This window comes from Achromobacter sp. 2789STDY5608621 (assembly GCF_001299375.1).
GTDB classification, from domain to species: Bacteria; Pseudomonadota; Gammaproteobacteria; order Burkholderiales; family Burkholderiaceae_B; genus Achromobacter; species Achromobacter insuavis.
Genome location: NZ_CYTU01000008.1, coordinates 88,855 through 115,518 on the forward strand (window position 1 = coordinate 88,855; position 26,664 = coordinate 115,518).

General features: G+C 66.5%; 26 protein-coding genes. 9 read left to right on the forward strand and 17 right to left on the reverse strand.

Annotated elements, in window-relative coordinates; translation table 11 throughout:
- Window positions 1-3: 3 nt before the first annotated feature.
- From AOZ53_RS11055 to AOZ53_RS11075, 5 genes are all read right to left on the reverse strand, one after another.
- Entirely contained in the window at window positions 4-876 is an 873-nt protein-coding gene (locus AOZ53_RS11055; RefSeq protein ID WP_054430711.1) for a branched-chain amino acid ABC transporter permease, read from the reverse strand.
- A gap of 143 nt (window positions 877-1,019) precedes the next feature.
- Window positions 1,020-2,183, reverse strand: coding sequence for an ABC transporter substrate-binding protein (locus AOZ53_RS11060; RefSeq protein WP_054430710.1), 1,164 nt, complete (start codon window positions 2,181-2,183; stop codon window positions 1,020-1,022).
- 266 nt (window positions 2,184-2,449) lie between these two features.
- A complete protein-coding gene (locus AOZ53_RS11065; RefSeq protein WP_054430709.1) occupies window positions 2,450-3,391 on the reverse strand; it encodes a LysR substrate-binding domain-containing protein in 942 nt (313 codons plus the stop codon).
- Window positions 3,392-3,443: 52 nt separating this feature from the next.
- The gene (locus AOZ53_RS11070; protein WP_054474469.1) at window positions 3,444-3,806 is read right to left on the reverse strand and encodes an antibiotic biosynthesis monooxygenase family protein; all 363 of its coding nucleotides are present in this window, start codon (window positions 3,804-3,806) and stop codon (window positions 3,444-3,446) included.
- A 5-nt stretch (window positions 3,807-3,811) separates the two neighbouring features.
- Window positions 3,812-4,444 carry a LysE/ArgO family amino acid transporter gene (locus tag AOZ53_RS11075; protein ID WP_049076948.1) on the reverse strand — a complete coding sequence of 211 codons (633 nt, stop codon included), beginning with the start codon at window positions 4,442-4,444 and terminating at the stop codon, window positions 3,812-3,814.
- Between the two features lie 149 nt (window positions 4,445-4,593).
- Here AOZ53_RS11075 and AOZ53_RS11080 point away from each other — a divergent pair, with 149 nt between their 5' ends.
- Both AOZ53_RS11080 and AOZ53_RS11085 read left to right on the forward strand, forming a co-directional pair.
- Window positions 4,594-5,493, forward strand: coding sequence for a LysR family transcriptional regulator ArgP (locus AOZ53_RS11080; RefSeq protein ID WP_006391839.1), 900 nt, complete (start codon window positions 4,594-4,596; stop codon window positions 5,491-5,493).
- Between the two features lie 19 nt (window positions 5,494-5,512).
- Window positions 5,513-6,004 carry a copper chaperone PCu(A)C gene (locus AOZ53_RS11085; RefSeq protein WP_054487825.1) on the forward strand — a complete coding sequence of 164 codons (492 nt, stop codon included), beginning with the start codon at window positions 5,513-5,515 and terminating at the stop codon, window positions 6,002-6,004.
- 98 nt (window positions 6,005-6,102) lie between these two features.
- On the opposite strand, the gene gdhA is transcribed toward AOZ53_RS11085, so the two are convergent.
- Window positions 6,103-7,449 carry an NADP-specific glutamate dehydrogenase gene (gene gdhA / locus AOZ53_RS11090; RefSeq protein WP_054430706.1) on the reverse strand — a complete coding sequence of 449 codons (1,347 nt, stop codon included), beginning with the start codon at window positions 7,447-7,449 and terminating at the stop codon, window positions 6,103-6,105.
- Window positions 7,450-7,899: 450 nt separating this feature from the next.
- Window positions 7,900-8,688 carry an exodeoxyribonuclease III gene (locus tag AOZ53_RS11095; protein ID WP_054430705.1) on the reverse strand — a complete coding sequence of 263 codons (789 nt, stop codon included), beginning with the start codon at window positions 8,686-8,688 and terminating at the stop codon, window positions 7,900-7,902.
- A gap of 134 nt (window positions 8,689-8,822) precedes the next feature.
- Here AOZ53_RS11095 and pyrE point away from each other — a divergent pair, with 134 nt between their 5' ends.
- Complete coding sequence (gene pyrE, locus AOZ53_RS11100; RefSeq protein WP_054430704.1) at window positions 8,823-9,512, forward strand: orotate phosphoribosyltransferase; 690 nt, start codon at window positions 8,823-8,825, stop codon at window positions 9,510-9,512.
- Here the strand turns inward: pyrE and AOZ53_RS33385 are convergent.
- The 5 genes from AOZ53_RS33385 to gatC form a co-directional block, all read right to left on the reverse strand.
- Window positions 9,427-9,999 (reverse strand): type II toxin-antitoxin system VapC family toxin, encoded by a 573-nt coding sequence (locus AOZ53_RS33385; protein ID WP_082385599.1) that lies wholly within the window; start codon window positions 9,997-9,999, stop codon window positions 9,427-9,429. The genes pyrE and AOZ53_RS33385 overlap by 86 nt on opposite strands.
- Complete coding sequence (locus AOZ53_RS11105; protein ID WP_054430703.1) at window positions 9,996-10,247, reverse strand: hypothetical protein; 252 nt, start codon at window positions 10,245-10,247, stop codon at window positions 9,996-9,998. Before AOZ53_RS11105 ends, AOZ53_RS33385 begins: the two co-directional genes overlap by 4 nt.
- 126 nt (window positions 10,248-10,373) lie before the next feature.
- Window positions 10,374-11,831: an Asp-tRNA(Asn)/Glu-tRNA(Gln) amidotransferase subunit GatB gene (gatB, locus tag AOZ53_RS11110; RefSeq protein WP_054474466.1), complete on the reverse strand. Its 1,458-nt coding sequence runs from the start codon at window positions 11,829-11,831 to the stop codon at window positions 10,374-10,376.
- A gap of 2 nt (window positions 11,832-11,833) precedes the next feature.
- The gene (gene gatA, locus AOZ53_RS11115; RefSeq protein ID WP_054430701.1) at window positions 11,834-13,447 is read right to left on the reverse strand and encodes an Asp-tRNA(Asn)/Glu-tRNA(Gln) amidotransferase subunit GatA; all 1,614 of its coding nucleotides are present in this window, start codon (window positions 13,445-13,447) and stop codon (window positions 11,834-11,836) included.
- A gap of 3 nt (window positions 13,448-13,450) precedes the next feature.
- Window positions 13,451-13,759, reverse strand: a complete 309-nt coding sequence (gene gatC, locus AOZ53_RS11120) for an Asp-tRNA(Asn)/Glu-tRNA(Gln) amidotransferase subunit GatC (RefSeq protein WP_054430700.1) — start codon at window positions 13,757-13,759, stop codon at window positions 13,451-13,453.
- A 228-nt stretch (window positions 13,760-13,987) separates the two neighbouring features.
- Here gatC and AOZ53_RS11125 point away from each other — a divergent pair, with 228 nt between their 5' ends.
- The 5 genes from AOZ53_RS11125 (at window position 13,988) to rodA (ending at window position 19,635) form a co-directional block, all read left to right on the forward strand.
- Window positions 13,988-15,031: a rod shape-determining protein gene (locus AOZ53_RS11125; RefSeq protein WP_006391829.1), complete on the forward strand. Its 1,044-nt coding sequence runs from the start codon at window positions 13,988-13,990 to the stop codon at window positions 15,029-15,031.
- An 84-nt stretch (window positions 15,032-15,115) separates the two neighbouring features.
- The gene (gene mreC / locus AOZ53_RS11130) at window positions 15,116-16,000 is read left to right on the forward strand and encodes a rod shape-determining protein MreC (RefSeq protein ID WP_049076925.1); all 885 of its coding nucleotides are present in this window, start codon (window positions 15,116-15,118) and stop codon (window positions 15,998-16,000) included.
- Entirely contained in the window at window positions 15,987-16,556 is a 570-nt protein-coding gene (gene mreD, locus AOZ53_RS11135) for a rod shape-determining protein MreD (protein ID WP_054430699.1), read from the forward strand. Before mreC ends, mreD begins: the two co-directional genes overlap by 14 nt.
- A gap of 17 nt (window positions 16,557-16,573) precedes the next feature.
- The gene (gene mrdA / locus AOZ53_RS11140) at window positions 16,574-18,502 is read left to right on the forward strand and encodes a penicillin-binding protein 2 (RefSeq protein ID WP_054430698.1); all 1,929 of its coding nucleotides are present in this window, start codon (window positions 16,574-16,576) and stop codon (window positions 18,500-18,502) included.
- Window positions 18,499-19,635 (forward strand): rod shape-determining protein RodA, encoded by a 1,137-nt coding sequence (gene rodA, locus AOZ53_RS11145; protein ID WP_049076918.1) that lies wholly within the window; start codon window positions 18,499-18,501, stop codon window positions 19,633-19,635. Before mrdA ends, rodA begins: the two co-directional genes overlap by 4 nt.
- A 775-nt stretch (window positions 19,636-20,410) precedes the next feature.
- Here the strand turns inward: rodA and AOZ53_RS11150 are convergent.
- The 5 genes from AOZ53_RS11150 to argB form a co-directional block, all read right to left on the reverse strand.
- Window positions 20,411-21,460 carry an Ldh family oxidoreductase gene (locus AOZ53_RS11150; RefSeq protein WP_054474894.1) on the reverse strand — a complete coding sequence of 350 codons (1,050 nt, stop codon included), beginning with the start codon at window positions 21,458-21,460 and terminating at the stop codon, window positions 20,411-20,413.
- Window positions 21,461-21,472: 12 nt separating this feature from the next.
- Entirely contained in the window at window positions 21,473-22,966 is a 1,494-nt protein-coding gene (locus AOZ53_RS11155; protein ID WP_082385600.1) for a DASS family sodium-coupled anion symporter, read from the reverse strand.
- A gap of 284 nt (window positions 22,967-23,250) precedes the next feature.
- Window positions 23,251-23,826 carry a nucleoid occlusion factor SlmA gene (gene slmA, locus AOZ53_RS11160; RefSeq protein ID WP_054429279.1) on the reverse strand — a complete coding sequence of 192 codons (576 nt, stop codon included), beginning with the start codon at window positions 23,824-23,826 and terminating at the stop codon, window positions 23,251-23,253.
- Window positions 23,827-23,868: 42 nt separating this feature from the next.
- A complete protein-coding gene (locus tag AOZ53_RS11165) occupies window positions 23,869-24,615 on the reverse strand; it encodes a pyrimidine 5'-nucleotidase (RefSeq protein ID WP_054429280.1) in 747 nt (248 codons plus the stop codon).
- On the reverse strand, window positions 24,615-25,517 hold the full coding sequence (gene argB / locus AOZ53_RS11170; RefSeq protein ID WP_006391819.1) for an acetylglutamate kinase: 903 nt from the start codon (window positions 25,515-25,517) through the stop codon (window positions 24,615-24,617). Before argB ends, AOZ53_RS11165 begins: the two co-directional genes overlap by 1 nt.
- 334 nt (window positions 25,518-25,851) lie before the next feature.
- Between argB and AOZ53_RS11175 the strand changes: the two genes are divergently transcribed.
- The gene (locus AOZ53_RS11175; RefSeq protein ID WP_006391818.1) at window positions 25,852-26,640 is read left to right on the forward strand and encodes a MetQ/NlpA family ABC transporter substrate-binding protein; all 789 of its coding nucleotides are present in this window, start codon (window positions 25,852-25,854) and stop codon (window positions 26,638-26,640) included.
- Window positions 26,641-26,664 lie beyond the last annotated feature (24 nt).

The window sequence follows — 26,664 nt, forward strand, 5'->3', positions numbered from 1 at the left end:
CGCTTACACCTTCTTGATCGCGGTCTTGCCGAACAGGCCGGCGGGCTTGAAGGTCAGTACGAGCAGCAGCAGGACCAGTCCCGGCACGTCTTTGTACCCCGTCGAAAGATAGAAGCCGGTCGTGGTTTCGGCGATCCCCAGGATCAGCCCGCCCACCACCACGCCCATGCCGCTGGACAGGCCGCCGATGATGGCGACCGCGAAGGCCTTCAGGCCCAGCACCGCGCCCATGGTGGCGCCGGTCAGCGTCAGCGGCGCCACCAGCACGCCCGCGAAGGCGGCGGTCAGCGACGACAGGGCATACGAAAACGTGATCACCATGCCGGTGTTGATGCCCATCAGGCCGGCGGCGTCGCGGTCATTGGACGTGGCGACGAAGGCCTTGCCGTAGATCGACTTGCGGTTGAACACTTCCACCAGCAGCATCATGGCCAGCGCGCCGAACACCACCAGCAGTTCCATCGGCAGCACGTTGGCGCCCAGCACCTCGATCGGCGCCTCGGGCAGCGGCGAGGGAAAGCGCAGGTCGTCGCGGCCCCAGATGTTCTCGGCCACGTTCTTGAAGATGATGCCCAGCGCGATGGTGGCCATGATCCAGCCGAATTCCGACCGCGTCTTGATGGCCGGCCGCACGCCGACCCGCTCGACCAGCACGCCTTGGGCGAAGCCGAAGATGCAGACGATGGGGATCATGACCCAGTAGTTCACGCCCAGTCCGACCAGCGTGAGCCCGACCAGCGCGCCCAGCATCAGGGCTTCGCCCTGGCCGAAGTTCAGGGTGCCGGATGTGGCGAAGGTGAGCTGGTACCCGAACGCGATGACGGCATAGATCATGCCTAGCGCGATACCGCTATAGATAAGCTGTAGAAGAATCATGGTATGTGTCGTGAGGCGCTGTGTTCCGTCCCAACCCCCTTGGGCAGAACGCTGTTGTCAGGCGACTGCATGCCGGCGTCCCCGCGCGCGGGAACGCCGGCGGCGGCGGCCGGGCAGCCGCCGCCGCATTGCTGCGGACGAACTTAGTTGGCCTTGACCACGCGGCCGCCCTTGACCTCGCCGATGACCACTTCCTTCGCGCTGATGGCGTCGTGGTTGTCGTGGGTGAAGGGCTTGTTGTAGGTCATCACCACGCCTTCGACGGGCGTCTGCAGGTTCTCGAGCGCTTCACGGATCTTCGGGCCGTCCGTGGAGTTGGCCTGCTTGATGGCCGCGGCCAGCAGGAAGATCGAGTCATAGCCCTGGGCCGCCGACACCGGCGAGTCGATGCGGTTGTTCTTGGGCTTGAACTTGGCAAGGTAGGCGTCGATGAAGGCCTTGCGCTTGGGCGTGTCCGGGTCCTGGATGAAGGTCTGCGGCATGCGCGCGCCTTCGCCGTTGGCGCCGGAGTTGTCGATGTAGTTGGCCATCGACAGCGTCCAGCTGCCGATGATCGGCACCTTCCAGCCCAGCTTGGCCATGCCGTTGGCGATCTGCGCCAGTTCGGGGCCGATGCCGTAGGTCAGCACGGCTTCGGCGCCCGCGGCCTTGGCCTTGAGCAGCTGGGCCGTCATGTCGACGTCCTTGATGTTGAATTTCTCGACGGCCACCGGCTTGATGCCCTTGGCGTCCAGGGCCTTTTCCAGGTCCTCGCGGCCGAGCTGGCCGTAGTTGGTGGAGTCGGCCAGGATCGCGACCTTCTTGAAGCCGCGGCGGGTCACGGCCTCTTCGACGATCATCGGCGCCTGGATGCTGTCGTGCGCCGCGTTGCGGAACACGTAGTTGTCCGGGTATTCCGGCGCCTTGAACTGGTGCGTGATGACGCTGCCGGTGGCGACGTTGTTGAACACCGGGATCTTGGCGTCCTGGTAGAAGCGCTGCGAGGCCAGCGCCACGCCGGTGTTGATGTAGCCGACCGTGGCCGTGACCTGTTCCTTGTTGATCAGCTCCTGGGCGATCTGCACGCCGCGCTCGTTCTTGGCTTCGTCGTCACGCTCCACCGCGACCAGTTGCCGGCCGAGCACGCCGCCGCCCTTGTTGATTTCCTCGATGGCCAGGCGCACGCCGTCGCGCATGCTGACGCCCATGGAGGACGAGCCCCCGGTGTAGGGACCGGCCACGCCGATCTTGATGGGGTCGGCGGCGTAGCCCGCGGCCGATACGGCAAAAGCAAGGGTTCCTGCAAGCAGCTTCAAACGAAAATCCATGGATGTCTCCGTTGTAATTAGTAGAACTGCGTGGAAAACCGTGTGCCGGCGCCAGGCGGCGAGGAAAGAGGTTGGTGGCGCGCTCCTGTGTTGCGTGTTGTGACTGTCTGCTTAATCGCTTACGCGAATCTGACCGCGCGGGGTTTTTCCGCGTAAATACCTAGTACGGGCGCACGAGTTGCGTGCCGGGCGCGGCCATGTTCGGCGCATCCTAGCCAGCGATGCGCCATGGTGCGCGGAATTTCCTTCCGCCCGGGGCTGGAAATTTATTCCGGCTTGGCCGGCAGGCCGCGTGGCCATTGGGATGCGCGTTCGCAGACCTCGGCCAGCCATAGGGAAAACGCTTGGGCCGCGCCGCCGGGCGGGCGCGAGATTTCGGTGCACAGGTGGTACTGCGATTCACCCGGGGTCTCGATGTCGAGCACGCGCAGCAATTTGCCCTCGTCGAGCCATTCGGCGGCGAGCGTGCGGCGGGTCAGGGCGATGCCCTGGCCGGCGCGGGCCGCCGCCAGCATCATGCCCAGGTCGACCAGCCAGACGCCGCGGGCGGGCTCGGGCCAGTCCAGTCCCGCCGCGCCCAGCCACGGGCGCCAGGGCTCCATCGGGCAGCGCAGCAGCGCGGCGCGCGCCAGGTCCTGGGGGCGTTCGAACGGGCCATGGGCGTCGCGATAGGCCGGCGAGCACACGGCGAACACGGGGTCGCTGGTCAGGGGGCGGGCATGCAGGCCGGGGTACTTGCCGCTGCCGAAACGGATCCAGACATCGGCGTTGGGCGGCATGATGTCCAGGTAGGGAATGGACAGCATGATCTCCAGCTCGACGTCCGGATGGGCGGCGGTGAAGCCGGGCAGGGCGGGGATCAGCACCTGGCGGGCGAAGGTGGGCGTGGACACGACCCGCAGGGGTTCCAGCTTGGGTTCGCCGCGCTTGTGCAGCGAGGCGTCCGACAGCAGGTCGAGCGCCGTGCGCACCTGTTCCAGGTATTCGCGCCCGGCGGCGCTCAGGGTGGCGCCGCGGCTGCTGCGGATGAACAGGGTGACATCCAGTTGTGCCTCCAGCGCGGCGATGCGCTTGCCGATGGCGCTGGCGGTGACGAACAGTTCTTCGCTGGCGCGCTCGAACGAGCCGAGCCGGGCGGCCGCCTCGAAGGCCTGGATGGCGGCCAGCGGCGGCAGGCGCACGTCTTTGGAGGGAGAGGGTCCGCGCATGATCGTCTGGCGGGCCGGCCATGCGCCCGACGAAAGAGTGGCAACCCGGCGATTATAAAAGTGCTGGGCTCGGCAGTCCGTCCCCGTATTCCCTTAGCACCTGGGCGATGACCACCCGGTAGCCGTCCAGCCAGCGCGACTGCGCGGCCTTGGCCTGCTGGTGGGCAGGGTGGCGGATCAGGGCTTCCAGGGCTTCAAGCGATTCCCAGTAGTAGACATTGGCGTACAGGCCGCGCGCGGGATCTTCCCAGGCTTCCTCGCCCAGGTAGCCCGGGGTGGTCCGCGCCGCCGTGGCGATGGCCTGGTCGAGACGGTGGAAGTCGTCGTCGAACTGCTTCTTGGCGAAGATGAAGGTGGCGGTGTAGCGCGCCGGCCCCGCGTGGGCGGGGCCGGCCGGACAGGCGGCGTCGGGCATGGCCGTCAGACGCCCTTGACCGCCAGGCTGATCGCCAGGCCGGCCATGACCACGGCGATGACGCCGTCCAGCACGCGCCAGGCCGAGGCGCTGGCGAAGAAGCGCGCGAACAGGCGCGACCCGATGCCCAGCACGGCCAGCCACAGCAGGCTGGCGGTGAAGGCGCCGGCGGCAAACGCCATGCGGGCGTCGTCGAAGCCGTGGGCCAGCGAGCCCACCACCACCATGTCGAGCCAGAAATGCGGATTCAGCAGCGAAAAGCCCAGCGCGCCCAGCATCGCGGCGCGGCGCGAGGGCACCACGTCGCGCGCGGCGGCCAGGCCGCCGGTGGCGGTCCAGGCGCGGCGCGCCGACTGCAGCGCGTACCACGACAGGAACGCCACGCCGAACCACAGCACCGCGGTGGTCAGCCACGGGAACCAGGCGGTCAGGGCCTGCAGGCCCGAGACGCTGGCGAAGATGAAGATGGCGTCGATCAGCGCGCAGATGGCGACCACGGACAGCAGGTGCGCGCGCATCAATCCCTGGCGCAGGATGAACGCGCTTTGCGCGCCGACGACGGCGAACAGGCCCAGCCCGGTGGCCGTGCCGCTGGCCCAGGCGGTGAGGAAGAGGGGGGATGACAACGTGGCGAACATGACGCGAACCTTTTGACTGCAACGCCTTGTGGTGGCGCTTGGGATACCGGGCCGGCAGCGTCGCGCATACCGGCAATGCAACATTTTCGCTTGCCGCCAATATGAAATACAGCTAATTTTCCTTCACTATCTTAAGTAAAACTAATCATATGAAGATCGATCATGGCAACCTGCGCGCCCTGGCCGCGGTGGTGCGCGAAGGCAGTTTCGAACGGGCCGCGCTGGCGTTGAGCGTGACGCCGTCGGCGGTGTCGCAGCGGATCAAGGCGCTCGAAGACCGCATGGGCCGGCTGCTGGTCCAGCGCACCGTGCCGGCCGCGGCCACCGGCGATGGCCAGGTGCTGGTGCAGCTGGCCGAGCAGACCGCGCTGCTGGAGCACGACGCGCTGAACCGGCTGGGCGTGGCGGACGACGACGTACCGCACGCCAGCATCCCCATCGCGGTCAACCACGACAGCCTGGAGACCTGGTTCGTCGACGCGGCGCTGCAGTTCTCCAGCCGCACCCGCGCCACGCTCGACATGCAGTCCGAAGACCAGGACCACACCGCCGCGCTGCTGCGCAACGGCTCGGTGCTGGGCGCGGTGACGACGCTGGCCGACCCGGTGCAGGGCTGCCGCATCCATGCGCTGGGCAGCATGCGCTATGTGGCGACGTGCACGCCGGCCTTCCACAAGCGCTATTTCGCGCAGGGCGTGAACGCGCAGACGCTGGCGCAGGCGCCGGTGCTGGTGTTCAACCGCAAGGACGCGCTGCAGGCCCGCTTCGCCCACAAGATCTCCGACCCCGCGCCGTGGCAACCGCCGGTCTGGTGGGTGCCGTCCACCCGCGCCTTCGTGCAGGCGACGTTGGGCGGGCTGGGCTGGACCATGAATCCGCTGCCGCTGGTGCAGGAGCACCTTGACGCAGGTCATCTGGTGCTGCTGCGGGGGCGCGCCTGGGAGGACGTGCCGCTGTATTGGCAGCATTGGCGGGTAAACTCCGAAGCGATGGAAGCCTTGACGGATTCGGTCCTGTCAGCCGCCCGCAGCCTGGTCCGGCGGCGTTAACCCCATAGGAGAACACCCCATGAACATCCGCAAGTTCGCCGCTGTCGCCGTCCTGGGCCTGTGCGCGGCCGGTTCGGCCTGGGCCAAGGACTACAAGGTCGGCGAGGTCGAGATCGATGATCTCTGGGTGCGCGCGTCCGCCCCGGGCCAGTCCAACGGCGCCGGCTACATGGACATCGACAACGAGGCCAAGACGGCCGACCGCCTGCTGTCGATCTCTTCCGACGCCGCCGAGCGCGTCGAGCTGCATACGGTCGAAACCACCAACGGCGTGGCCAAGATGCGCCAGGTCGAGGGCGGCATCGCGCTGCCGGCCAACGGCGAGGTCAAGCTGTCCCCGGGCGGCTACCACGTCATGTTCATCAAGCTGAAGGCGCCGTTCGCCGAGGGCGCCACGGTGCCGGCCACGCTGAAGTTCGAGAAGGCGGGCGAGGTGGCGGTGCAGTTCAAGGTCAAGCCGGCTTCGCACAATCCCGGCATGAGCCACGATCACGGCGCGATGAAGCACTGATCCCGCCAGGCGGTCCGGAATAAAGCAAGGCGGCAGGCTGTTCGAGCCTGCCGCCTTGCTTTTGCCGCCAGCCGGCGCACGGGGCGCCGGCTTGTCGATCAGTACAGCCCTTGCTGGCGCATCGCGTCCGCGACCTTGACGAAGCCGGCGATGTTGGCGCCGTCCAGGTAGTTCACGTATTCGCGCTCGCTGTGGCCGTGGCGCACGCAGTTCTCGTGGATGTCGCGCATGATGGCGTGCAGGCGCGCGTCCACTTCCTCGCGGGTCCAGGCCAGGCGGGCCGAGTTCTGGGCCATTTCCAGGCCCGACACGGCCACGCCGCCGGCGTTGCTGGCCTTGCCCGGAGCGTACAGCACGCGGGCGGCGATGAAGGCCTTGGCGGCGTCCAGGGTGGCGGGCATGTTGGCGCCTTCGGCCACGCACTGCACGCCGTTCTTGATCAGCGTCTGGGCGTCTGCCAGTTCCAGTTCGTTCTGGGTGGCGCAGGGCAGTGCCACATCGACCGGCACGTGCCAGGGGCGCTTGCCGGGTTCATAGACCAGGCCGAATTGGCGGGCGTAGGTGTCCAGGCGGCCGCGCAGGTCGTTCTTGACGTGCATCAGCGCCACCAGCTTCTCATGGTTGAAGCCGGCTTCGTCGACCACCGTGCCGTTCGAGTCGGACACCGTCACGACCTTGGCGCCCAGCGCCATGGCCTTCTCGATGGCGTACTGGGCCACGTTGCCCGAGCCCGAGACCGACACGCGCAGGCCGTCGAACGACTTGCCGACGCGCTTGAGCATTTCCTCGGCGAAGTAGACGGTGCCGTAGCCGGTGGCTTCGGGGCGGATCAGGCTGCCGCCGAAGGTCAGGCCCTTGCCGGTGAAGACGCTGGCGGTGGAGTTCGACAGCTTCTTCATCATGCCGGCCATGAAGCCGACTTCACGCGCGCCCACGCCGATGTCGCCGGCCGGCACGTCGGTGTCCGGACCCAGGTGACGGTACAACTCGATCATCAGGGCCTGGCAGAAGCGCATGACTTCGGCGTCGGACTTGCCCTTGGGGTCGAAGTCGGAACCGCCCTTGCCGCCGCCCATGGGCAGCGTGGTCAGCGAGTTCTTCAGGGTCTGCTCGAACGCCAGGAACTTCAGGATCGACAGGTTCACCGAGGGGTGGAAACGCATGCCGCCCTTGAACGGGCCGATGGCCGAGCTGTGCTGGATGCGGAAAGCGCGGTTGACCTGCGCCTGACCCTTGTCGTCGGTCCAACACACGCGGAACTGGATCACGCGTTCCGGCTCCACCAGGCGCTCGAGCAGGGCGTGCTCGGCGTAGTGGGGGTGCTTTTCGATGAAAGGCCACAGGCTCAGCATCACCTCCTGGACGGCTTGCATGAATTCCGGTTGCTGCGGATCGCGCGCGGCGACGCTACGCAGGAAGTCGTCCAGACGCTGCACTTTCAACATGATCTCCTTGGGGGTGCTTCGAATGAGTGCGGAGATGCGCTGTTTTGGGGCGTCGGCTCTCCGAATTGGTGCAAGGCGCACCGGCTTGGTGCGAGATTGTAGGGCCAATTTGTTGCCCTGCGCAAAGCCGAAAATTGCGCCATCACCTTGATATCAAAGCACTTTTTTCTTATTTTATTGGGGACGCATTTGGCTTTGACGAGTGGGCGGAGAACCCGAGGCTTCATAGGAGAAGCCATGAGGCATTGAATTCACAGGGAAAATTAATATGTCCCCAATATTGTTGGAATCTGGGGGGCGGTGCGGAATCGCCGCCTCATAGGGAAATCCAGCCTTTTGGCGGGATATGGTCCTCATCTTGCGGGGCCAGATCCGCTTTATACGTCCCTAATTATATTTTGAGCCGGATCATGCTCGGGCGGCGGAATCCGTCTTCCGCCGCCCGCGTCTTCAGAGCGTCGCGTCGTAGTCGATGGTCAGCGGCGCGTGGTCGGAAAAGCGTTCGTCCTTGTAGATGGCGACGCTGCGCGCGCGGGCGGCGATGCCCGGCGTGGCGATCTGGTAGTCGATGCGCCACCCGACGTTCTTGGCCCAGGCCTGGCCGCGGTTGCTCCACCAGGTGTATTGGTCGGGACGGTCGTCGATGGTGCGGAACACGTCGACGAAGCCGCGTTTGTCGAACACGTCGGTCAGCCAGGCGCGTTCCTCGGGCAGGAAACCGGAGTTCTTCAGGTTGCCCTTCCAGTTCTTGAGGTCGATTTCCTTGTGGGCGATGTTCCAGTCGCCGCAGATGATGAATTCGCGGCCGGTCTTCTTGTGTTCGTGCATCAGCTCGTCGATCCACGGGCCGAAACGGTCCAGGAAGCGGTATTTGGCCTGCTGGCGTTCGTCACCGCTGGAGCCCGACGGCAGGTAGGCGCTTATGACGGACAGGTTCTTCCAGTCGGCGCGGATGACGCGGCCTTCGGGGTCGAATTCTTCGCAACCCAGGCCGATGTTGACGCGCTCGGCCGCGTCGCGCAGGTAGATGCCGACGCCGCTGTAGCCCTTTTTGACGGCGTGGTGGAAGTGGCCGGTGTAGCCGGGAGGGTGGCGCAGGTCTTCAGTCAGGTCCTCGTCCGACACCTTGATTTCCTGCAGGCACAGCACGTCGGCGGCGTGCTTCTCCATCCAGGGTTGCAGGCCCTTGCGGAAGGCGGACCGGATGCCATTGAGGTTGATCGACGTGATGCGCAGCAAAGCGGGACTCCTGTAGAGCGGCCGGAAACGGCCGGAACAATGCCAGGAATTTAACCGACTCGACGACGTTGCCCGGGAATAGCCCCGACAACGGATAAAATGCCGGGGTTTGCCACCTCTCGGATCCTCCTCGCATGTCTGCCGCCCACGCCGCCTCCGCCACCTCGCTTGATTTTGTCCGCTTCGCCCTGAACGAAGGCGTGCTGCGCTTCGGCAGCTTCAAGGTCAAGTCCGGCCGTATCAGTCCCTATTTCTTTAACGCGGGCCTGTTCAACAGCGGTGGTTCGGTCGGCAAGCTGGCGGGCTTCTACGCCCAGGCGCTGCTGGACTCGGGCGTGGCCTTCGACATGCTGTTCGGCCCGGCCTACAAGGGCATTCCCCTGGCGACGGCCACCGCCGTCGCGCTGGCCGGCCATCCGGCGATGCAGGGCCGCAGCGACGTGCCGTTCGCCTACAACCGCAAGGAAGCCAAGGACCACGGCGAAGGCGGCACCCTGGTGGGCGCGCCGCTCAAGGGCAAGGTCGTCATCATCGACGACGTGATCACCGCGGGCACCTCGGTGCGTGAGTCGGTGGAGATCATCCGCAACGCCGGCGCCGAGCCGGCGGCCGTGCTGATCGCCATGGACCGCATGGAACGCGCGGGTGCCGACGACGCGCTGTCGGCGCACTCGGCGGTGCAGGACGTGGCCAAGACCTACGGCATCCCGGTGGTGGCGATTGCCTCGCTGGCGGACATCATGGCGCTGCTGCAGGACGACGCCGCGTTTGCCGAACACCGCGATGCGGTGCAGGCCTACCGGACGAAGTACGGGGTGAAGTAAGCGCGAGTCCGGCAAGGCAGTGCCGGCCGCCGTATCGCAGGACAGGTTCTTCGAGCCTGTGGGCTGGTTCATGCCCGACGACCAACACGCCGCTCGCCTGGGCCGCCTGCGCCAGACGTTTGTCGAACGTGGCCAGCGCGGCGCCGCGCCATAGCGCGAGTTCCAGGTACGAGGCGTCATAGATGGTAAGCCCGTGTTCGCGGGCGAGCTGCTCGCATTGAGGCAGCCAGGCGGTAGAAGGGCGCGATTCGTTGACGACGGGCACGCTGTTCAGCACGGCAGAGAATTTGGCCAGTGTGGCTGCCGTGGCCTGCTGCTGCCGCTCGACGCGCAAGGCGCCTTGAGCCACTTCCATTGGCCAGATCTGCGGGACCAGGACGGCTTCGCCGTTCAGGTCGTCCAGGATGGCAAACGCCTGTTCGCTGCAGGTTTGGCTGGGCAATCGCAGCCAGCTCAACGCGACCGAGGCATCGAGCACGAGCTTCATTCGCGGATCCCTTTGACGGCATACCACCAGGTGGCTTCGTCGGTGTACGGGATGCCCGGGAACCGTTTCAGTTCTTCTATCGCATTGTGACCCGCCTCGGTCATCAGGGGATTGACCCGCCTGAGCTGCGCTTGCGCCAGACCGTCCTGGGTGATGACAACGAACACGCCATCGTTTGCGGCCTGGATCATTTCGTCGAGCCGGTCCGCAACTTGTTCGCGTGGGATGGATAGGTAGGGGGCGTTCATGGCCAAATCTCCAGTCGAAATCGACCGGATCATTCTTGGCCAAACAAAAGGCCGCGACAAGATGCCGCGGCCCTAGGAGGGGTCTGATCTTGCACGCCGCCCCGAGGTCGGGACGGCGCAGGGAGATCAGCTGTCCAGCTTCTGCTTGAGCAGGTCGTTGACCTGCTGCGGATTGGCCTTGCCGCGCGCGGCCTTCATGATCTGGCCGACCAGCGAGTTGAACGCCTTCTGCTTGCCGGCGCGGTATTCCTCGACGATGGCCGGATTGGCCGCCAGCACCTCGTCGATCATGGCGCCGATGGCGCCGGTGTCGCTGATCTGCTTGAGGCCGCGGGCGTCGATGATGGCGTCGGGCTGGCCGCCGTTTTCGCCGGCCCACATGGCGCCGAACACTTCACGCGCGATCTTGTTGGAGATGGTGCCGTCGATGATGCGGTTGATCAGCGCGGCCAGGGCCGGCGCCTGCACCGGCGCCGCGGCGATGGCCTTTTCTTCCTTGTTCAGGGTGGCGGCCACTTCGCCCATGATCCAGTTGGCGGCCAGCTTGGCCTGGCCGGCCGGCAGCGCGTGCGCCACGGCTTCGAAGTAGGCGGCCAGGTCGCGGCTGACGGTCAGCTGGGCGGCGTCGTAGGCCGGCAGGCCGTATTCGGATTCGAAGCGGGCGCGCTGGGCGGCCGGCAGCTCGGGCATGGCGGCGCGGACCTGGTCCACCCACTCGCGCGAGATCACCAGCGTGGGCAGGTCGGGATCGGGGAAGTAGCGGTAGTCGTGCGCGTCTTCCTTGCTGCGCATGCTGCGGGTCTCGTCGCGGTCGGCGTCGTACAGGCGGGTTTCCTGGACCACGGTGCCGCCGTCCTCGATCAGCTCGATCTGGCGCCGCGCCTCATAGGTGATGGCGCGTTCCAGGAAGCGGAACGAGTTGACGTTCTTGATCTCGGTGCGGGTGCCGAATTCCTTCTGGCCGACCGGGCGCACCGAGACGTTGGCGTCGCAGCGGAACGAGCCTTCCTGCATGTTGCCGTCGCAGATGCCGAGCCACACCACCAGGCTGTGCAGGGCGCGGGCATAGGACACGGCCTCGGCGGCCGAGCGCATTTCCGGTTCGGTGACGATTTCCAGCAGCGGCGTGCCGGCGCGGTTCAGGTCGATGCCGCTGGCCGGCGCGCCGTTGGCCAGGGCGAAGTTGTCGTGCGACGACTTGCCCGCGTCCTCTTCCAGGTGGGCGCGCGTCAGGTTGACGGTCTTCTCTTCCTCGCCGACGAAGAACGACAGCGAGCCGCCCACCACCACCGGCAGCTCGTACTGGCTGATCTGGTAGCCCTTGGGCAGGTCGGGGTAGAAGTAGTTCTTGCGCGCGAACACCGAGCGCGGTGCGATCTCGGCGCCGACCGCCAGGCCGAAGCGGATGGCGCGTTCGGCGGCGCCGCGGTTCATGACCGGCAGGCTGCCCGGCAGCGCCAGGTCGACTTCATTGGCGTGGGTGTTGGGCGCGGCGCCGAACTCGGTGCTGCTGCCCGAAAAGATCTTGGAGTCGGTGGAAAGCTGGGTGTGCGTTTCCAGGCCGATGACGATTTCCCAGTTCATGCTTAGGCGTCCTGCTGGGCCGGCGTGGCCTTGTGCCACGTCGTGACTTGTTGGTAGCGGTCGGCGATGGCCAGGAGGCGGCCTTCGTCGAAGTAGTTGCCGATGATCTGCAGGCCGACGGGACGGCCAGCGCCGCCGGGCCGCCCCAAGGCGCTGGCAGCCCCCTCGGGGGGCAGCGAGCCTGGCGAGCGTGGGGGCGTCTTTCCTGCGCCGGCGCCGAATCCGCACGGAACCGACATCGCGGGCAGGCCCGCCAGGCTGACGCCCAGCGTGTAGACGTCGGCCAGCCAGTCGGCGGTGGGGTCGTCGCGGTTGTCGCCGATGTTCTTGGCCACCGTCGGGGTCACCGGACCCATGATGACGTCGCACTGGCCGGCGAAGGCGCGCTGGAAGTCCTGGGCGATCATGCGGCGCAGACGCTGGGCCTGCAGGTAGTAGGCGTCGTAGTAGCCGTGCGACAGCACGTAGGTGCCGATCAGGATGCGGCGCTTGACCTCGTCGCCGAAGCCTTCGGCGCGCGAGCGGCTGATCATCTCGTTCAGGTCGCCATACTGCGCGGCGCGGTGGCCGTAGCGCACGCCGTCGTAGCGCGCCAGGTTGCTGGACGCTTCGGCGGGGGCGATGACGTAGTAGGCGGGGATGGCCAGCTCGGTGCGCGGCAGCGACACCGGCACGCGCACCGCGCCCAGGGCCTCGAACTGGGCCAGGGCGGCCTGCACCGCGGCGGCCACGTCCGGCGCCAGGCCGGCGCCGAAGTATTCCTCGGGCACGCCGATGCGCAGGCCCTTCAGGGGCTGGCTGCCGGCGGCGTCGAACTTGCCTTGCGCGGCATCGAAATCGCGCCGCACGCGGCCCGGTTCGTTGACGGCGGCGTCGCATTTTTCCAGGCTGGTGGCGTCGCGCGGGTCGAAGCCGCTGATGACGTCCAGCAGTTCGAGCAGGTCGCGGCTGCTGGGGGCCAGCGGGCCGGCCTGGTCCAGGCTGGAGCCGAAGGCGACCATGCCGTAGCGCGAGACGGTGCCGTAGGTCGGCTTGATGCCGCTGACGCCGCACAGCGCGGCGGGCTGGCGCACCGAGCCGCCGGTGTCGGTGCCGGTGGTGGCGGCCACCAGGCGGGCGGCGACGGCGGCGGCCGAACCGCCCGAGGAACCGCCAGGCACGGCGGCCGGATCCCAGGGGTTGCGGACCACGCCGTAGGCCGAGTTTTCGTTGCCCGAGCCCATGGCGAATTCGTCGCAGTTGAGCTTGCCCAGCGACACGGCGCCGGCGGCCTGCAGGCGTTCGACCACGGTGGCGTCGAACGGGCTGACGTAGCCGTCCAGCATCTTGCTGCCGGCGGTGGTGCGCCAGCCGCGGGTGACGAAGGCGTCCTTGTGGGCGATGGGCACGCCCGCCAGCGGGCCGGCAGTGCCGGCGGCCAGCGCGGCGTCGGCGGCGCGGGCCTGGGCCAGCGTCAATTCGGCGTCAATATGTAAGAAGGCGTTCAGGCCGCTGGCCGCGTCGGCGGCCGCCAGCGAGCTTTGCGCCAGCTCGACGGCGCTGACCTGGCGTTGGGCGAGGGCCGCGCGCAGGGCGGCGATCCCCTCGAATTGGGTGTGCAGGGCGGGTTGGGTCATGGCTTAGTCGAGAACCTTGGGGACCAGGAAAAGACCGTCCTGGGCGTCGGGGGCATTGGCCAGCAGCTCTGCGCGGCGGGCCTCCGAGGCGGTTTCGGTCACGGCGTCCTGGCGCAGGCGCAGCACGATGTCTTCGTGGGCCGACAGCGGGTGGGCCAGGGGTTCGACGCCCTGGGTGTCGACGGCCTGCAGCCGTTCGATCAGGTGGAGGATGCCATTGAGCTCGGCCTGCGCGTGTTCGCGCTGGTCCGGGGTCAGTTCGATTCTGGCCAGCTTGGCAATGCGGGCCACATCTGTGTCATTGAGCGCCATGGGGATTGCAAATATCGAGAAGCGGAGGCCGAGGGGCGGGACTGGGCAGTATGCACATGCCAAACCCGTTACAAAGCTTGAATAGCCTGCATTTATGCGCTATTTCCGGGGAAATTATAAGTTATGATTCACGGTTTAATCGCCGTGATGACAGGCGCACCCAGGCTTTCCTGGGCCGTACGCCCCGCGGCATGACCCCAATTCCCCCCAGAATTTAGCTGAGCTCCCATGTTCGGATTCCTGCGCAGTTATTTTTCCAGCGATATGGCGATCGACCTCGGTACCGCCAATACGCTGATCTACGTCCGCGGCAAGGGCATCGTGCTCGATGAGCCCTCCGTGGTCGCTATCCGTCATGAAGGCGGGCCTCACGGCAAGAAAATCATCCAGGCCGTCGGCCAGGAGGCCAAGCAGATGCTCGGCCGCGTGCCCGGCAACATCGAGGCCATCCGGCCCATGAAGGACGGCGTCATCGCCGACTTCACGGTCACCGAGCAGATGCTCAAGCAGTTCATCCGCATGGTGCACCCCCGCAACATGCTGGCGCCCAGCCCGCGCATCATCGTGTGCGTGCCCTGCGGCTCCACCCAGGTTGAACGCCGCGCCATCCGCGAATCGGCCCTCGGCGCCGGCGCCTCGCACGTGTTCCTGATCGAAGAACCCATGGCCGCGGCCATCGGCGCCGGCCTGGCCGTCTCCGACGCCAGCGGCTCCATGGTCGTCGACATCGGCGGCGGCACCACCGAAGTGGCGGTCATCTCGCTGGGCGGCATGGTCTACAAGGGTTCGGTGCGCGTCGGCGGCGACAAGTTCGACGAGGCCATCGTCAACTACATCCGCCGCAATTACGGCATGCTGATCGGCGAACCCACCGCCGAACTCATCAAGAAGGAAATCGGCTCGGCGTTCCCGGGTTCCGAAGTCCGCGAGATCGAGGTCAAGGGTCGCAACCTGGCCGAAGGCGTGCCGCGCAGCTTCACGGTCTCGTCCAACGAGATCCTGGAATCGCTGACCGACCCGCTCAACCAGATCGTCTCGGCCGTCAAGATCGCCCTGGAACAGACCCCGCCCGAACTCGGCGCCGACATCACCGACAAGGGCATCGCCCTGACCGGCGGTGGCGCGCTGCTGCGCGACCTCGACCGCCTGCTGCAGGAAGAAACCGGCCTGCCGGTGGTGGTCGCCGATGATCCCCTGACCTGCGTCGTGCGCGGTTGCGGCGAGGCGCTGGAACACCTTGAGAAACTGGGCGCGATCTTCATCAACGACTAATCCTGCCCGCCAGCCCGGAGCCCCGCTTTTTCACGGCTCCGGCCGCTGCGGGGGCTGCGGGCGCGGGCGCCCGGGCTGAGATTCATGCAACGACAAGGGACTCCCCCCCTATTCAGGCGCGGCCCTCCGGCGGAGGTGCGGCTGGTCATCCTGGTCGTCCTGGCACTGGCTTTGATCATCATGGATTCGCAGTGGCGCATGCTGGAACCGGCGCGTCGCGCGATGTCTGTGGCGCTGTATCCCTTCCAGCGCGCCGTCATGGCGCCGCGCGATCTGGTCCAACAGGTCAACGAGTGGGTCAACGCCGCCAACCTCATCCGCACTGAAAACGAAGCCTTGCAGCGCCAGCGCATCGAGCTGGCCCAGGTGGCCACGCATGCGGCGCAGCTGGCCGCCGAAAACGCGCAATTGCGCCGCCTGCTCGGCGTGACCGATACCGTGGCGCAGTCGGCCGTGGTGGTGGAAGTGCTGTACGAGCCCACCAACGCCTTCAACCAGCGGCTGGTGTTCAACAAGGGCAGCAAGGCCGGCCTGGCGCCGGGCATGCCCGTGATCGACGAAGGCGGCGTGGTCGGCCAGATCGTGCGCGTGACGCCCATGACGGCCGAAGCCGCGCTGGTCACCGACGAGCAGGTGTCCATCCCGGTGCAGCTGCTGCGCAATGGTCTGCGGCTGATCGCCTTTGGCGGGAACTCTCCCGGCAAGATGGAGGTCCGTTACCTCGCGGCCAATGCGGACATCAAGGAAGGCGATACTATCGTCACCAGTGGCGTCGGCGGGCTGTTTCCCGCCGGCCTGCCGGTGGCCAAGGTAACCTCGGTCGAGCGCGATACCGCTTCCGGCTTCGCGCGAGCCGTCTGCGAACCGCTGGCCCACCCTGAACGTTATCGCCACTTCCTGGTCCTGCAGGTGGACGTGGAACGTGCCGAGTCCAACCGTCAGGAGGTCGATTCCGGTGGATCGGACTAATCAACAATCATCCGGGCAACCGCGGCGCCGGCTGGGCACGCCCAGCAACGTGCACCCGGAACGCCTGTCGGGCCCCGCACACGGGGTCTTCGTCTGGGGCACCATCCTGCTGGTCTGGCTGGTGTCGCTGCTGCCTTGGCGCCTGTGGCAGGGCGCGCCCGACGTCCTGATCCTGATCATCGCCTTCTGGTGCGTGCACGAGCCGCGCCGCGTCGGCCTGTTCACCGCCTTCTGCTTCGGCCTGCTGATGGACGTGCACGACGCCGGCCTGCTCGGCGAGCATGCGTTGTCCTACACCCTGGTCGCCTACGGCGCCGTGGTGCTGCACCGCCGCCTGCAACGTTTCGACCTCTGGAGCCAGGCCATGCACATGCTGCCTGTGTTCCTGATCGCCCGCTTCCTCACCCAGATCATCCACGCCTGGCTGGCCGGCAAATGGCCGGGTTGGGACTGGGGCATCAGCGTGGCCATCACCGCCGCCCTGTGGCCGCTGGCGGGCTGGGTCCTGCACTTGCCGCAGCGCGGTGCCGATGACGCCGAATCTTCCTCCGCCTGACGGCGGCGCCGCGTCACATGTTCGAATTCAAGAAAACCGGCCAGCAGCAAAAGCAGCGCTTCCGCCTGCGCGCCTGGGTGGGCGGCGTGTTCGCGCTGGCCTGCTTCGGCGTGCTGGTGGGCCGGTTCTGGTACCTGCAGGTCGACCGCTACGAGGGCCTGTCCGAGCGCGCCGACCGCAATCGCATCGCCGTGGTGCCGATCCCGCCGCGCCGCGGCGAGATCCTCGACCGCAACGGCGAGGTGCTGGCGCGCAACTACCGCACCTACACGCTTGAAGTGGTGCCGGCCCAGGCCGGCAACATGAACGCGCTGTTCGAGCGGCTGACGCAGGTGGTGTACATCAGCCCGGCCGATCAGCGCCGCTTCAAGCGCCGCGCGGCCGAATCCAGCCGCTACGCCAGCCTGCAGCTGCGCAACAACCTCAACGAGACCGAAGCCGCCTGGTTCGCCGCCCACGCCTTCCAGTTCCCGGGCGTCGAGCTGCGCGCGCGCTGGGTGCGCGAGTATCCGCAAGGCCAGTCCGCCGCCCACGTGGTCGGCTACATCGGCCGTATCGCCGAGGGCGACATCGAGGAACTCGAGCGCGCCGGCCAATTGGGCAACTACCGCGGCACCGACGTCATCGGCAAGAAGGGCATCGAGAAGACCTGGGAAGAAGCGCTGCATGGCCGCACCGGCCTGGAAGAGGTCGAGGTGACCGCGGGCGGCCGTCCCATGCGCACGTTGCGCCGCATCGACCCGGTGCCGGGCTCGGACATCATGCTGTCGATCGACCTGGGCCTGCAGAAAGTGGCCGAGGAAGCCTTCGTGGGCCAGCGCGGCGCGTTGGTGGCGATCGACCCCGACACCGGCGAGGTGCTGGCGTTCGTGTCGCAGCCCTCGTTCGACCCGAACCTGTTCGTCGACGGCATCGACGTGGACAACTGGCGCATGCTGAACGAGTCGCCGGACCACCCGCTGATCAACCGCCCGCTGTACGGCACCTATCCGATCGGCTCGACCTACAAGCCCTTCGTCGGCCTGGCGGCCCTGGAGCTGGGCAAGCGCCGCGCCACCGACCGCATTTCCGATCCCGGCTACTTCGAGTTCGGCGGCCAGAAATTCCGCAACGCCGGCGGCGCCGCCTACGGCATGACCGACATGCACAAGGCCATCGTGGTGTCGTCGGACACGTATTTCTATTCGCTCGGCCCCGAGATCGGCGTGAACGCGCTGCACGATTTCACCAAGCAGTTCGGCTTCGGCCAGATCACCGGCATCGACCTCGAGGGCGAAAAGCGCGGCGTGCTGCCGTCCACCGACTGGAAGCGTTCGGCCTACAAGGACAAGGAACGCCAGCGCTGGTACGCCGGCGAGACCATCTCCGTCGCCGTGGGCCAGGGCTACAACGCCTTTACCCTGCTGCAGCTGGCGCAGGGCACTTCGACCCTGGCCAACGACGGCCTGTATCGCCGGCCGCACCTGGTGCACGCGGTGCGGGACCCGCGCTCGGGCGTGGCCAAGCCCACCGAGTCCGCGCCCGACTACCGCATTCCGCTCAAGCAGGCCAACGTCGACGTCATCAAGAACGCCATGGCCGACGTGGTGCGCGCCGGCACCGCGCGCCGCGCCTTCGCCAACGCGCCCTACCAGGCCGCCGGCAAGACCGGCACGGCCCAGGTGTTCAGCCTGCGCGGCGGCCACTACCGCGCCAGCGCCATCGACGAACGCCTGCGCGACCACGCGCTGTTCATGGGCTTCGCGCCGCTCGAACACCCGCGCATCGCCGTGGCGCTGATCGTCGAGAACGCCGGCTGGGGCGCCAGCGTGGCCGCGCCGGTGGCGCGCAAGGTGTTCGACTACTGGCTGGCCAAGGATCGCCAGGACAAGATCCAGCGCCCTGAGCGCAACGCATCGACGGCCTCGGTCGAAAACATCACCTCCGACCTGGTGCGCCAACAATGAAGCGTCTCGGCCTGATCCTGCTGCGCGTCTTCACGGCCTTCGACTGGCCGCTGCTGGCGATCCTGATGATGTTCGCCGCGCTCGGCCTGACCGTCATGCATTCGGCGGTGGGCGGCACCGACTGGCGTTTTGCCGAGCAGTCGCGCAATTTCATCATCGCTTTCTTCGCCATGTGGACCATGGCGCTGATTCCGCCCAAGTGGCTGATGAAGCTGGCGCTGCCGTTCTACGTGGTCGGCGTGGTGCTGCTGCTGGGCGTGGAATTCTTCGGCGAGACCAGCAAGGGCGCGACGCGCTGGCTCAACCTGGGCGTGACCCGCATCCAGCCGTCCGAGATGATGAAGATCGCCGTGCCCATGATGCTGGCCTGGTACTTCCAGCGCCACGAGGGCGCGGTCCGCATCCGCGACTTCCTGGCCGCCGCCGCGATGCTGGCGGCCCCCTTCGGCCTGATCGTGCTGCAGCCCGACCTGGGCACCGCGCTGCTGGTGTTCGGCGCCGGCTTCTTCGTCATCTACTTCGCCGGTCTGTCGTTCAAGCTGCTGGTCCCGGTCATGCTGGCCGGCATCATCGGCATCGGCACGCTGGTCTACTACGAAGACCAGCTGTGCGAACCGGACGTCAACTGGGTGGTGCTGCACGATTACCAGAAGCACCGCGTCTGCACGCTGCTCAACCCCAGCTCCGACCCGCTCGGCAAGGGCTTCCACACGATCCAGTCGATGATCGCGGTGGGCTCGGGCGGCGTCTACGGCAAGGGCTACATGAAGGGCACGCAGACCCACCTGGACTTCATCCCCGAGCGCACCACGGACTTCATCTTCGCCGTCTACGCCGAGGAATTCGGCCTGTACGGCGGCATCGCCATCCTGGTGCTGTACGGCCTGATGATGGCCCGCGGCCTGACCATCGCTTCGCGCGCATCATCGCAGTTCGGGCGGCTGCTGTCCGGGGCGTTGACGATGATGCTGTTCATCTATGTATTTGTGAACGTGGGCATGGTGACGGGGATTCTGCCTGTGGTCGGGGTGCCATTGCCGTTCATGAGCTATGGGGGGACAGCCTTGTTCACCATGGGGATTGCGTTTGGGATCATGATGAGCATTAGTCGGCATCGGTCGGTCAAGAGCTGATTTTTTTCTTCGTAGGCCGCCCCGGGCTACCGGTTTCGAGAAGTGGGGCGCTGCCGCAGCGTGGGGTAAGGAGAGAGTTTTGCGTCGCCCGCCGATGATGGCCGCGCGGGCGGCCATCATCGGCATACATGGTGTGTGGCGTTGGGGCGGTGTGCGCTGCGCGGGGGTGACGAGGGGGGCTGATAATTCCGCATGGTTGGGGGAGGGGCGGTGGTGGTCGGCGCGGCGAAAAACATGTTGCGCGTGGCGAGCCTTTCGCGCCGACCACAAACAGTCTGGGTGCGAGCGGTGTGTCATTGGCGCATGATTGCGATGCGGCAGTGGCCGCCTTTCGTTGTAGTGGCAGCCGTCTCAGTCTTCAGCCCACGACGCCGATGAACATCACACGTCCCTCACCAGCGGCTCCGCCGCCACCCCCTCGACGCCCCACATCGCGTAAGCCCAAAAAGGCCGCCCGCGCGGCCGGCTTTGGGCGGGCCCCGCAAGATCCTCCTCTCCCCCAGTCGCTGGCAAAAACGCCAAGCACACAATTCGCCCCTGCGATGTTGAACCCGAGACGACGTGAGCCCGTTGCGTTGGCGGTCGGGGGTGGCGGGGCGTGTAGATGCGCCCGAGGGAAACCGTAGGGAGCCGAAGGCGTACGAGGTTGACAACGGGGCAGTCCGGAGCGAAGGCTCCGGACCGCAATCGTAGCCCCGCCACCCCCGACCGCCAACGCAACGGGCGGCTCAAGAACCCCTGAGCCGCCCGCAAAAACACCCGTAAACACAAACCCTCAAGGCAACGCTTCAGGCACCCCAAGGTCCGCGGCCAGCTTCTTCAATCCATCCCAGATTGGGGGCGCGAATTCCAGCGACTCCGCGTTCAGTTCGCGGTTGCGGGCTTCGTACTCGCCCGGATACTGGACGCCGTCCACGCCTGGTTGCGGCGGGCAGGCATGCAGGTAGTCGATGAACGCGCCCACTTCCATCGAGCGCCAGTCCGTATTGAAGTCCACCTGCGGATCCAGCAGCAGCGCGAACATGTTGTTCGTCGCCACCCCGTTGCGCGGATGCTCCGGCTGGATCGTGCCGCCGCCGGACAGCACGCCCGCCAGCAGCTCGGCCACCAGGCCCATCGCGTAACCCTTGTGGCCGCCGAACGGCAGCAGCGCGCCCGGCGGATCGGTGAACAGCGCGCCCGGGTCCGTGGTCGGATTGCCTTGCGCGTCGATCAGCGATCCCGGCGGCGCCTGCTCGCCCTTGGCCGCCAGCACGCGGGCCTTGTTCACCGCGATCGAGCTGGTCGCCATGTCGACGATGAACGGCGGGCGGCCGCCTGGCAGCGGGCCGGCGAAGCACAGCGGATTGGTCGTCAGGCAGGCGCGCGCGCCGCCGAACGGCGCCACCGTGGGCGCGCGGTTGATGACGTTGGTGAAGGCCAGCAGGATCAGGCCCTTGGCCGCCACCATCTCGCCGTAGTGGCCCATGCGGCCCAGGTGATGGCTGCGGCGCAGCGTCAGGATGCACTGGCCGTGCTCCTGCGTGCGTTCGATGGCCTTTTCGATCACGACCTTGCCGACGTACTGGCCCAGGCCGTTGTGGCCGTCATAGGCTAGCATCGCGCCGCGGTCGTTGAGCAGCTCGGGGCGGCCATCGGCCTGCGCCAGGCCTTCGCCCAGCACGCGTCGGTAGTTGGTCAGGATCGACAGGCCGTGGCTGGTGTAGCCGACCCGGTCGGACTCCACCAGGTGCTCGGCCACGTCGCGCGCGATATCTTCGGGCACGCCTTGCGCCATCAGCACGCGGCGGCCGTATTCATTGGCTTGGGCAATGGAGATTTTCATGATGCGACCTCCTTACAGCCAGCCCAGCCAGCGCCAGTAGGTCATGCCCATCAGCATCATCAGCGCGTAGCCGATGATGGTGACCAGGATGCCGACCTTGGCGAACTGCTTGGCGTTGAAGGTCTCGGTGCCCAGGCAAACCATGTTCTGCGGCGCGTTGATCGGCAGGATGAAGCCGTAGCTCACCACGAAGCCCAGCAGCATGGTCATGCCCAGGCGGCTGAAGTCGCCCGGCAGCGTGGCCAGCACCGAGATCAGGATCGGCAGCATCGCCGATGTCAGCGCGGTGGCGCTGGCGAACCCCAGGTGGATGATGATCAGGAAGGCCGACAGGATCGCGAAGATGGCGAGCGGGCCGAGGTGGTCCAGGCCGGTGTGCGCCACCACCTGGTTGCCCAGCCATTGGCCGGCCTGCGTGGTCAGCAACGCGGTGCCCAGGCTGATGCCGACGCCGAACACGATCACGGTGCCCCATGGGATGCGCGACTGCACGTCTTTCCAGGTCATCACGCCAAAGCGCGGCAGCAGCAGCAGGACCAGGCCGAAGTAGGTGGTCGAGGTGGTGTCGAACTTGTGCAGCTTGCCTTCGGTCGACCAGAACAGCAGCAGCATGACCGACACGGCCATCAGGCGTTTTTGCGCGCCCGTCATGGGACCCAGTTCAAGCAGCGATTTCTCGACGGCTTCCTTGCCCCCCGCGATGCTGTCGCTTTCCGGCGGCAGCAGCTTGAGCACGATGATGATCAGCACGGCCGACATGATCAGCGACCAGGGCGCGCCGGCGATCAGCCAGTCCGACCAGGCCACGCGCTGGCCCAGCATCTTTTCCATGAAGCCGACCGTCAGCAGGTTCTGCGCGGCGGCGGTCTGGATGCCGACGTTCCAGATGCTGGTGGCCTGCGCCACGATGATCATGATGCCGGCGGCGATGTTCGAGCGCTTGTCCACGCCGAAGGCCGCGATCACGCCCATCATGATGGGCACCACGGCGGCGCTGCGGGCGGTGGCGCTGGGCACCACCAGGCTCAGCACGATGGTCACCGCGATACATCCGATCAGGATGCGGCGCGTGCTGGTGCCGACCTTGGACAGCGTCACCAGCGCGATGCGCCGGTCCAGTCCGGTGAAGGTCATGGCCGCGGCGATGAACAGGGCGCCGGTGACCAGCGCCAGCGCCGAGTTGGCGAAGCCGGTCAGCGCCATGCTGATGGCGGCGGAGGTGCCGTACAGCACCTGCGGGTCCTTGATGGTGGGCGCGGTGCCCAGCAGGAAGGCCATTAGCGTCGTGATCATGATCGCGCTGGCTTCGTAGGACACGGCTTCCGTGATCCACACCACCACCGCGAACGCCAGGATCGCCAGCATGCGATGGCCGGCGACGGGCAGGTCGGCCGGCAACGGCAGCATCAGCACGCCGATCATGACGAGGAAGCCGGCGACCAGGCCGATCGGGATTTTTGTTTTCTTGGGGGCTTGCGAGGCAGGGACAGCGGTTTCCGCAGTCATATCCATCTCCGGTTGAGGTCAAACTGACGGCACCTCGTCACAGCCCTGGGCTGGATCAAAACGAAGTGCCGACGCTACAGAATGATCGTGACGGCATTGAGGAAAACCCGTATTGATGCATATCAATTCGAGGGACAATCGTGCTTGTCGGAAAACCGATCCGGAGATTATGCTCGTCGGCCGGCGAAAATCGCAACCCTGTGAATGTTGCGTAAAAACAAACAAATAACGCGAGCGCGGTCGTGCGGGACCGCTAATTCGTTCGGGTCATGACGCGAATCAGGTCAGCCCAGCGCCAGGCGCAATTGCTCATCCAGGTGCAGCGTGGGCGCCACGCGCCAGCCGCTCTGGGCATAGCGCAGCCATCGTCCCAGCACCAGGTGCGTCAGCAGGCTGGCATGCGCGGCCACGTTGGCCTCGGGCGGCAGGCCGCCATCGGTGACGGCGATGCGCAGCGATTGCTTGATCGACGCCTCGATGCGGTCGTTGATGTGGTTGATGCGTTCCTGCAGGCGGTTGTCCTCGGTGACCAGGGCGTCGCCGGTCAGCACCCGCGTCATGCCCTTGTTGCGTTCCGAGAACGTCAGCAGCATCGACACCGTCTGGTGCGCTTGCGACAGGCCGTAGGGTTCGGCCATGGCGATCTGGTTCACCAGCGTGAAGATGCTGGTCTCGATGAACTCGATCAGCCCCTCGAACATCTGCGCCTTGCTGGCGAAATGCCGGTAGAGCGCGGCTTCCGAGACCTCCAGGCGGGCGGCCAGCGCCGCCGTGGTGATGCGCGAGGCGTGCGGCTGCTCCAGCATCTCGGCCAGGGTCTGCAGAATCTGGGTCTTGCGCTCGCCGGGTTTGCTCGCCATGGACGGGTCTGGTGGTACGCAGGCAGGGGTGGGGGAGGGGCGCTAGCCCCGCAAGGGACGCCGGCGCAGTAGCAGATCACTGACGCAGTTTACCCGCAAGTCGACATACGACGGCCGCTGTGCGCGGCCGCGTGAAAACGGCGTTCCCGGATGGAACACGTGCACCGTGCGCAGCCCCGCGCGGCGGGCGCCGCGCAGGTTGGCGAGGGTGTCTTCGACCAGCACCGCCTGGCGCGCCGGCACGCCTTCGCGCGCCAGTACGTAGCGCAGCAGCGCGGGCGAGGGCTTGGGACGGAATTCACCGTGCAGGCGCATGTGCTCGATGGCCCACAGGCTGTCGAACTGGCGCAGGATGCCCAGCCGCCGCAGCACGGCGCGCGCGTAATGCAGCGGCGCATTGGTCAGCAGCACCTTGCGGCCGGGCAGTTGGCGCAGTTTGTAGGCCAGTGCCTTCTCGGCGCGCACCAGCGGGTTGACGTCGAAGTCGTGGCTGCGGTGCAGGAAGGCGTGCGGGTCGACGCCATGGTGGCGCACCATGCCGATCATCGTCGCGCCGTAGCGATGCCAGTACTGCTTGCGCACGGCGTTGGCGGTGTCGATGTCGACATCCAGCGCCTCGGCCACGGCCATGGTCATGCCGTGGTCGATCCGCGGAAAGATGGCGTGGGAGGTGTCGTGGAGCGTGTTGTCCAGATCAAACAACCACAGGCGCCCGGGGGCGCCTGTGGCAGTGCGGCGCGAGCGGCGCTGGCGCACCGCCGGCCGCAGCAGGGTGCGCAGCGCTCGCATCAGTGCGAGCTGATCATCGTGCCAACGCCTTGGTCGGTCAGGATTTCCAGCAGCAGGCAGTGCGGCACGCGGCCGTCGACGATGTGCACCGAGTTGACGCCGTTCTTGGCGGCATCGAGCGCGGACGAGATCTTGGGCAGCATGCCGCCCGAGATGGTGCCGTCGGCGAACAGCTCGTCGATGGTCTGGGCCGACAGGCTGCGCAGCAGCTTGCCCGCCTTGTCCAGCACGCCCGGGGTGTTGGTCAGCATCAGCAGCTTTTCGGCGCCCAGCACTTCGGCCATCTTGCCGGCGACAACGTCGGCGTTGATGTTGTAGGCAGTGCCGTCCTCGCCGTAGCCGATGGGCGAGATGACCGGAATGAACTGGTCGTCCTGCAGGGCCTTGACCACCGCCGGCTCGACCAGGGTGATGTCGCCGACGAAGCCGATGTCGATCGGTTCGGCGGGATTTTCCTTGTTGGCCATCAGCTTTTTCTGGGCCTGGATCAGTCCGCCGTCCTTGCCGGTCAGGCCCACGGCCTTGCCGCCGACCTCGTTGATCATCATGACGATGTCCTGCTGGACCTGGCCGCCCAGCACCCATTCGACCACTTCCATGGTCTCGGCGTCGGTGACGCGCATGCCCTGGATGAAGGTGCCCTGCTTGCCGATGCGGCGCAGCGCGTCGTCGATCTGCGGACCGCCGCCGTGCACCACCACCGGATTCAGCCCCACCAGCTTGAGCAACACCACGTCATGCGCGAAGCTGCGTTGCAATCGCTCTTCCGTCATGGCGTTGCCGCCGTACTTGACCACGATGGTTTTGCCGTGGAATCGTCGGATATAAGGCAGCGCTTCGGAGAGCACCGCGGCTTTGACAGCAGGAGACGAGACGGCAGCAGGGTCGGGGGTGTCGGTCATGGCAGCTAAGTCGGCAATAAGTAGGGTATGAAAGTTAGAGGTTGAAAGCCTGCGCCGATGATGGCGCGATGGCATTGCCCCCCCGTGGGGGCGTGGGGTCCGGCAGTAAAAAATGCCTGCACAGGAACGCGTTGGCAACGCGGTAGCGCAAGCATACGACGGATTGTAGTCCGCGCAGGTTCCTTATGCTTTAAACCCATGTTCATATGCCCGACAAATAACCGGCATTGGGGTAAATTGGGGGCGTTTTCGCAACGGAGCGCCCCTCATGAGGGGGATTCTCCACACCGGCTGGGCATTTGCCCCCAATTTCTACCTATAAAAGAGGCAACTCATGCGTTTGAATTTCGTCCGTTCCGCCCTGGTGGCGTCGGCTCTCCTGGTGGCGGCCACCGCCGCTCACGCCGAAAAGATCGTGGTGGGCGCCACCCAGGTCCCGCACGCCGAGATCCTGGAAGTGGTCAAGCCGCAGCTGGCCAAGGAAGGCGTGGAACTCGACATCAAGGTCTTCAACGACTACGTCCAGCCCAATCTGCAACTGGCCGACAAGCAGCTCGACGCCAACTTCTTCCAGCACAAGCCGTACCTGGACACCTTCAACAAGGACCGCAAGGCCACGCTGGTGCCGGTCGCCCTGGTGCACGTCGAACCCTTCGGCGGCTACTCCAAGAAGATCAAGACCCTGGCCGAGCTGAAGGACGGCGCCATCGTCGCCATCCCGAACGACCCGTCCAACGGCGGCCGCGCGCTGGTGCTGCTGCAGAAGCAGGGCATCATCAAGCTGAAGGATCCGTCCAACATCCTGGCGACCGCCGCCGACGTGGTCGAGAACCCCAAGAAACTGAAGTTCCGCGAACTCGAGGCCGCCATGCTGCCGCGCTCGCTGGATGACGTCGACCTGGCCCTGATCAACACCAACTACGCGCTCGAAGCCGGCCTGGTGCCGACCAAGGACGCGCTGTTCATCGAAGGCGCCGACTCGCCCTACGCCAACATCCTGGTGACCCGCGCCGACAACAAGGACGCGCCGGGGATCAAGAAGCTGGTCAACGCGCTGCACTCGCCCGAGGTGAAGAAGTTCATCCTCGACAAGTACAAGGGCGCCGTGGTGCCGGCGTTCTGATCGCGACGCGGGCCTGACTCCGCC

Excerpts from the sequence above, each read along its gene's own strand:
- AOZ53_RS11055 (WP_054430711.1), bottom strand. The coding sequence starts at position 876 with ATGATTCTTCTACAGCTTATCTATAGCGGTATCGCGCTAGGCATGATC.
- AOZ53_RS11060 (WP_054430710.1), bottom strand. The coding sequence starts at position 2,183 with ATGGATTTTCGTTTGAAGCTGCTTGCAGGAACCCTTGCTTTTGCCGTA.
- AOZ53_RS11065 (WP_054430709.1), bottom strand. The coding sequence starts at position 3,391 with ATGCGCGGACCCTCTCCCTCCAAAGACGTGCGCCTGCCGCCGCTGGCC.
- AOZ53_RS11070 (WP_054474469.1), bottom strand. The coding sequence starts at position 3,806 with ATGCCCGACGCCGCCTGTCCGGCCGGCCCCGCCCACGCGGGGCCGGCG.
- AOZ53_RS11075 (WP_049076948.1), bottom strand. The coding sequence starts at position 4,444 with ATGTTCGCCACGTTGTCATCCCCCCTCTTCCTCACCGCCTGGGCCAGC.
- AOZ53_RS11080 (WP_006391839.1), top strand. The coding sequence starts at position 4,594 with ATGAAGATCGATCATGGCAACCTGCGCGCCCTGGCCGCGGTGGTGCGC.
- AOZ53_RS11085 (WP_054487825.1), top strand. The coding sequence starts at position 5,513 with ATGAACATCCGCAAGTTCGCCGCTGTCGCCGTCCTGGGCCTGTGCGCG.
- gdhA (WP_054430706.1), bottom strand. The coding sequence starts at position 7,449 with ATGTTGAAAGTGCAGCGTCTGGACGACTTCCTGCGTAGCGTCGCCGCG.
- pyrE (WP_054430704.1), top strand. The coding sequence starts at position 8,823 with ATGTCTGCCGCCCACGCCGCCTCCGCCACCTCGCTTGATTTTGTCCGC.
- AOZ53_RS33385 (WP_082385599.1), bottom strand. The coding sequence starts at position 9,999 with ATGAAGCTCGTGCTCGATGCCTCGGTCGCGTTGAGCTGGCTGCGATTG.
- AOZ53_RS11105 (WP_054430703.1), bottom strand. The coding sequence starts at position 10,247 with ATGAACGCCCCCTACCTATCCATCCCACGCGAACAAGTTGCGGACCGG.
- gatB (WP_054474466.1), bottom strand. The coding sequence starts at position 11,831 with ATGAACTGGGAAATCGTCATCGGCCTGGAAACGCACACCCAGCTTTCC.
- gatA (WP_054430701.1), bottom strand. The coding sequence starts at position 13,447 with ATGACCCAACCCGCCCTGCACACCCAATTCGAGGGGATCGCCGCCCTG.
- gatC (WP_054430700.1), bottom strand. The coding sequence starts at position 13,759 with ATGGCGCTCAATGACACAGATGTGGCCCGCATTGCCAAGCTGGCCAGA.
- AOZ53_RS11125 (WP_006391829.1), top strand. The coding sequence starts at position 13,988 with ATGTTCGGATTCCTGCGCAGTTATTTTTCCAGCGATATGGCGATCGAC.
- mreC (WP_049076925.1), top strand. The coding sequence starts at position 15,116 with ATGCAACGACAAGGGACTCCCCCCCTATTCAGGCGCGGCCCTCCGGCG.
- mrdA (WP_054430698.1), top strand. The coding sequence starts at position 16,574 with ATGTTCGAATTCAAGAAAACCGGCCAGCAGCAAAAGCAGCGCTTCCGC.
- rodA (WP_049076918.1), top strand. The coding sequence starts at position 18,499 with ATGAAGCGTCTCGGCCTGATCCTGCTGCGCGTCTTCACGGCCTTCGAC.
- AOZ53_RS11150 (WP_054474894.1), bottom strand. The coding sequence starts at position 21,460 with ATGAAAATCTCCATTGCCCAAGCCAATGAATACGGCCGCCGCGTGCTG.
- AOZ53_RS11155 (WP_082385600.1), bottom strand. The coding sequence starts at position 22,966 with ATGACTGCGGAAACCGCTGTCCCTGCCTCGCAAGCCCCCAAGAAAACA.
- slmA (WP_054429279.1), bottom strand. The coding sequence starts at position 23,826 with ATGGCGAGCAAACCCGGCGAGCGCAAGACCCAGATTCTGCAGACCCTG.
- AOZ53_RS11165 (WP_054429280.1), bottom strand. The coding sequence starts at position 24,615 with ATGCGAGCGCTGCGCACCCTGCTGCGGCCGGCGGTGCGCCAGCGCCGC.
- argB (WP_006391819.1), bottom strand. The coding sequence starts at position 25,517 with ATGACCGACACCCCCGACCCTGCTGCCGTCTCGTCTCCTGCTGTCAAA.
- AOZ53_RS11175 (WP_006391818.1), top strand. The coding sequence starts at position 25,852 with ATGCGTTTGAATTTCGTCCGTTCCGCCCTGGTGGCGTCGGCTCTCCTG.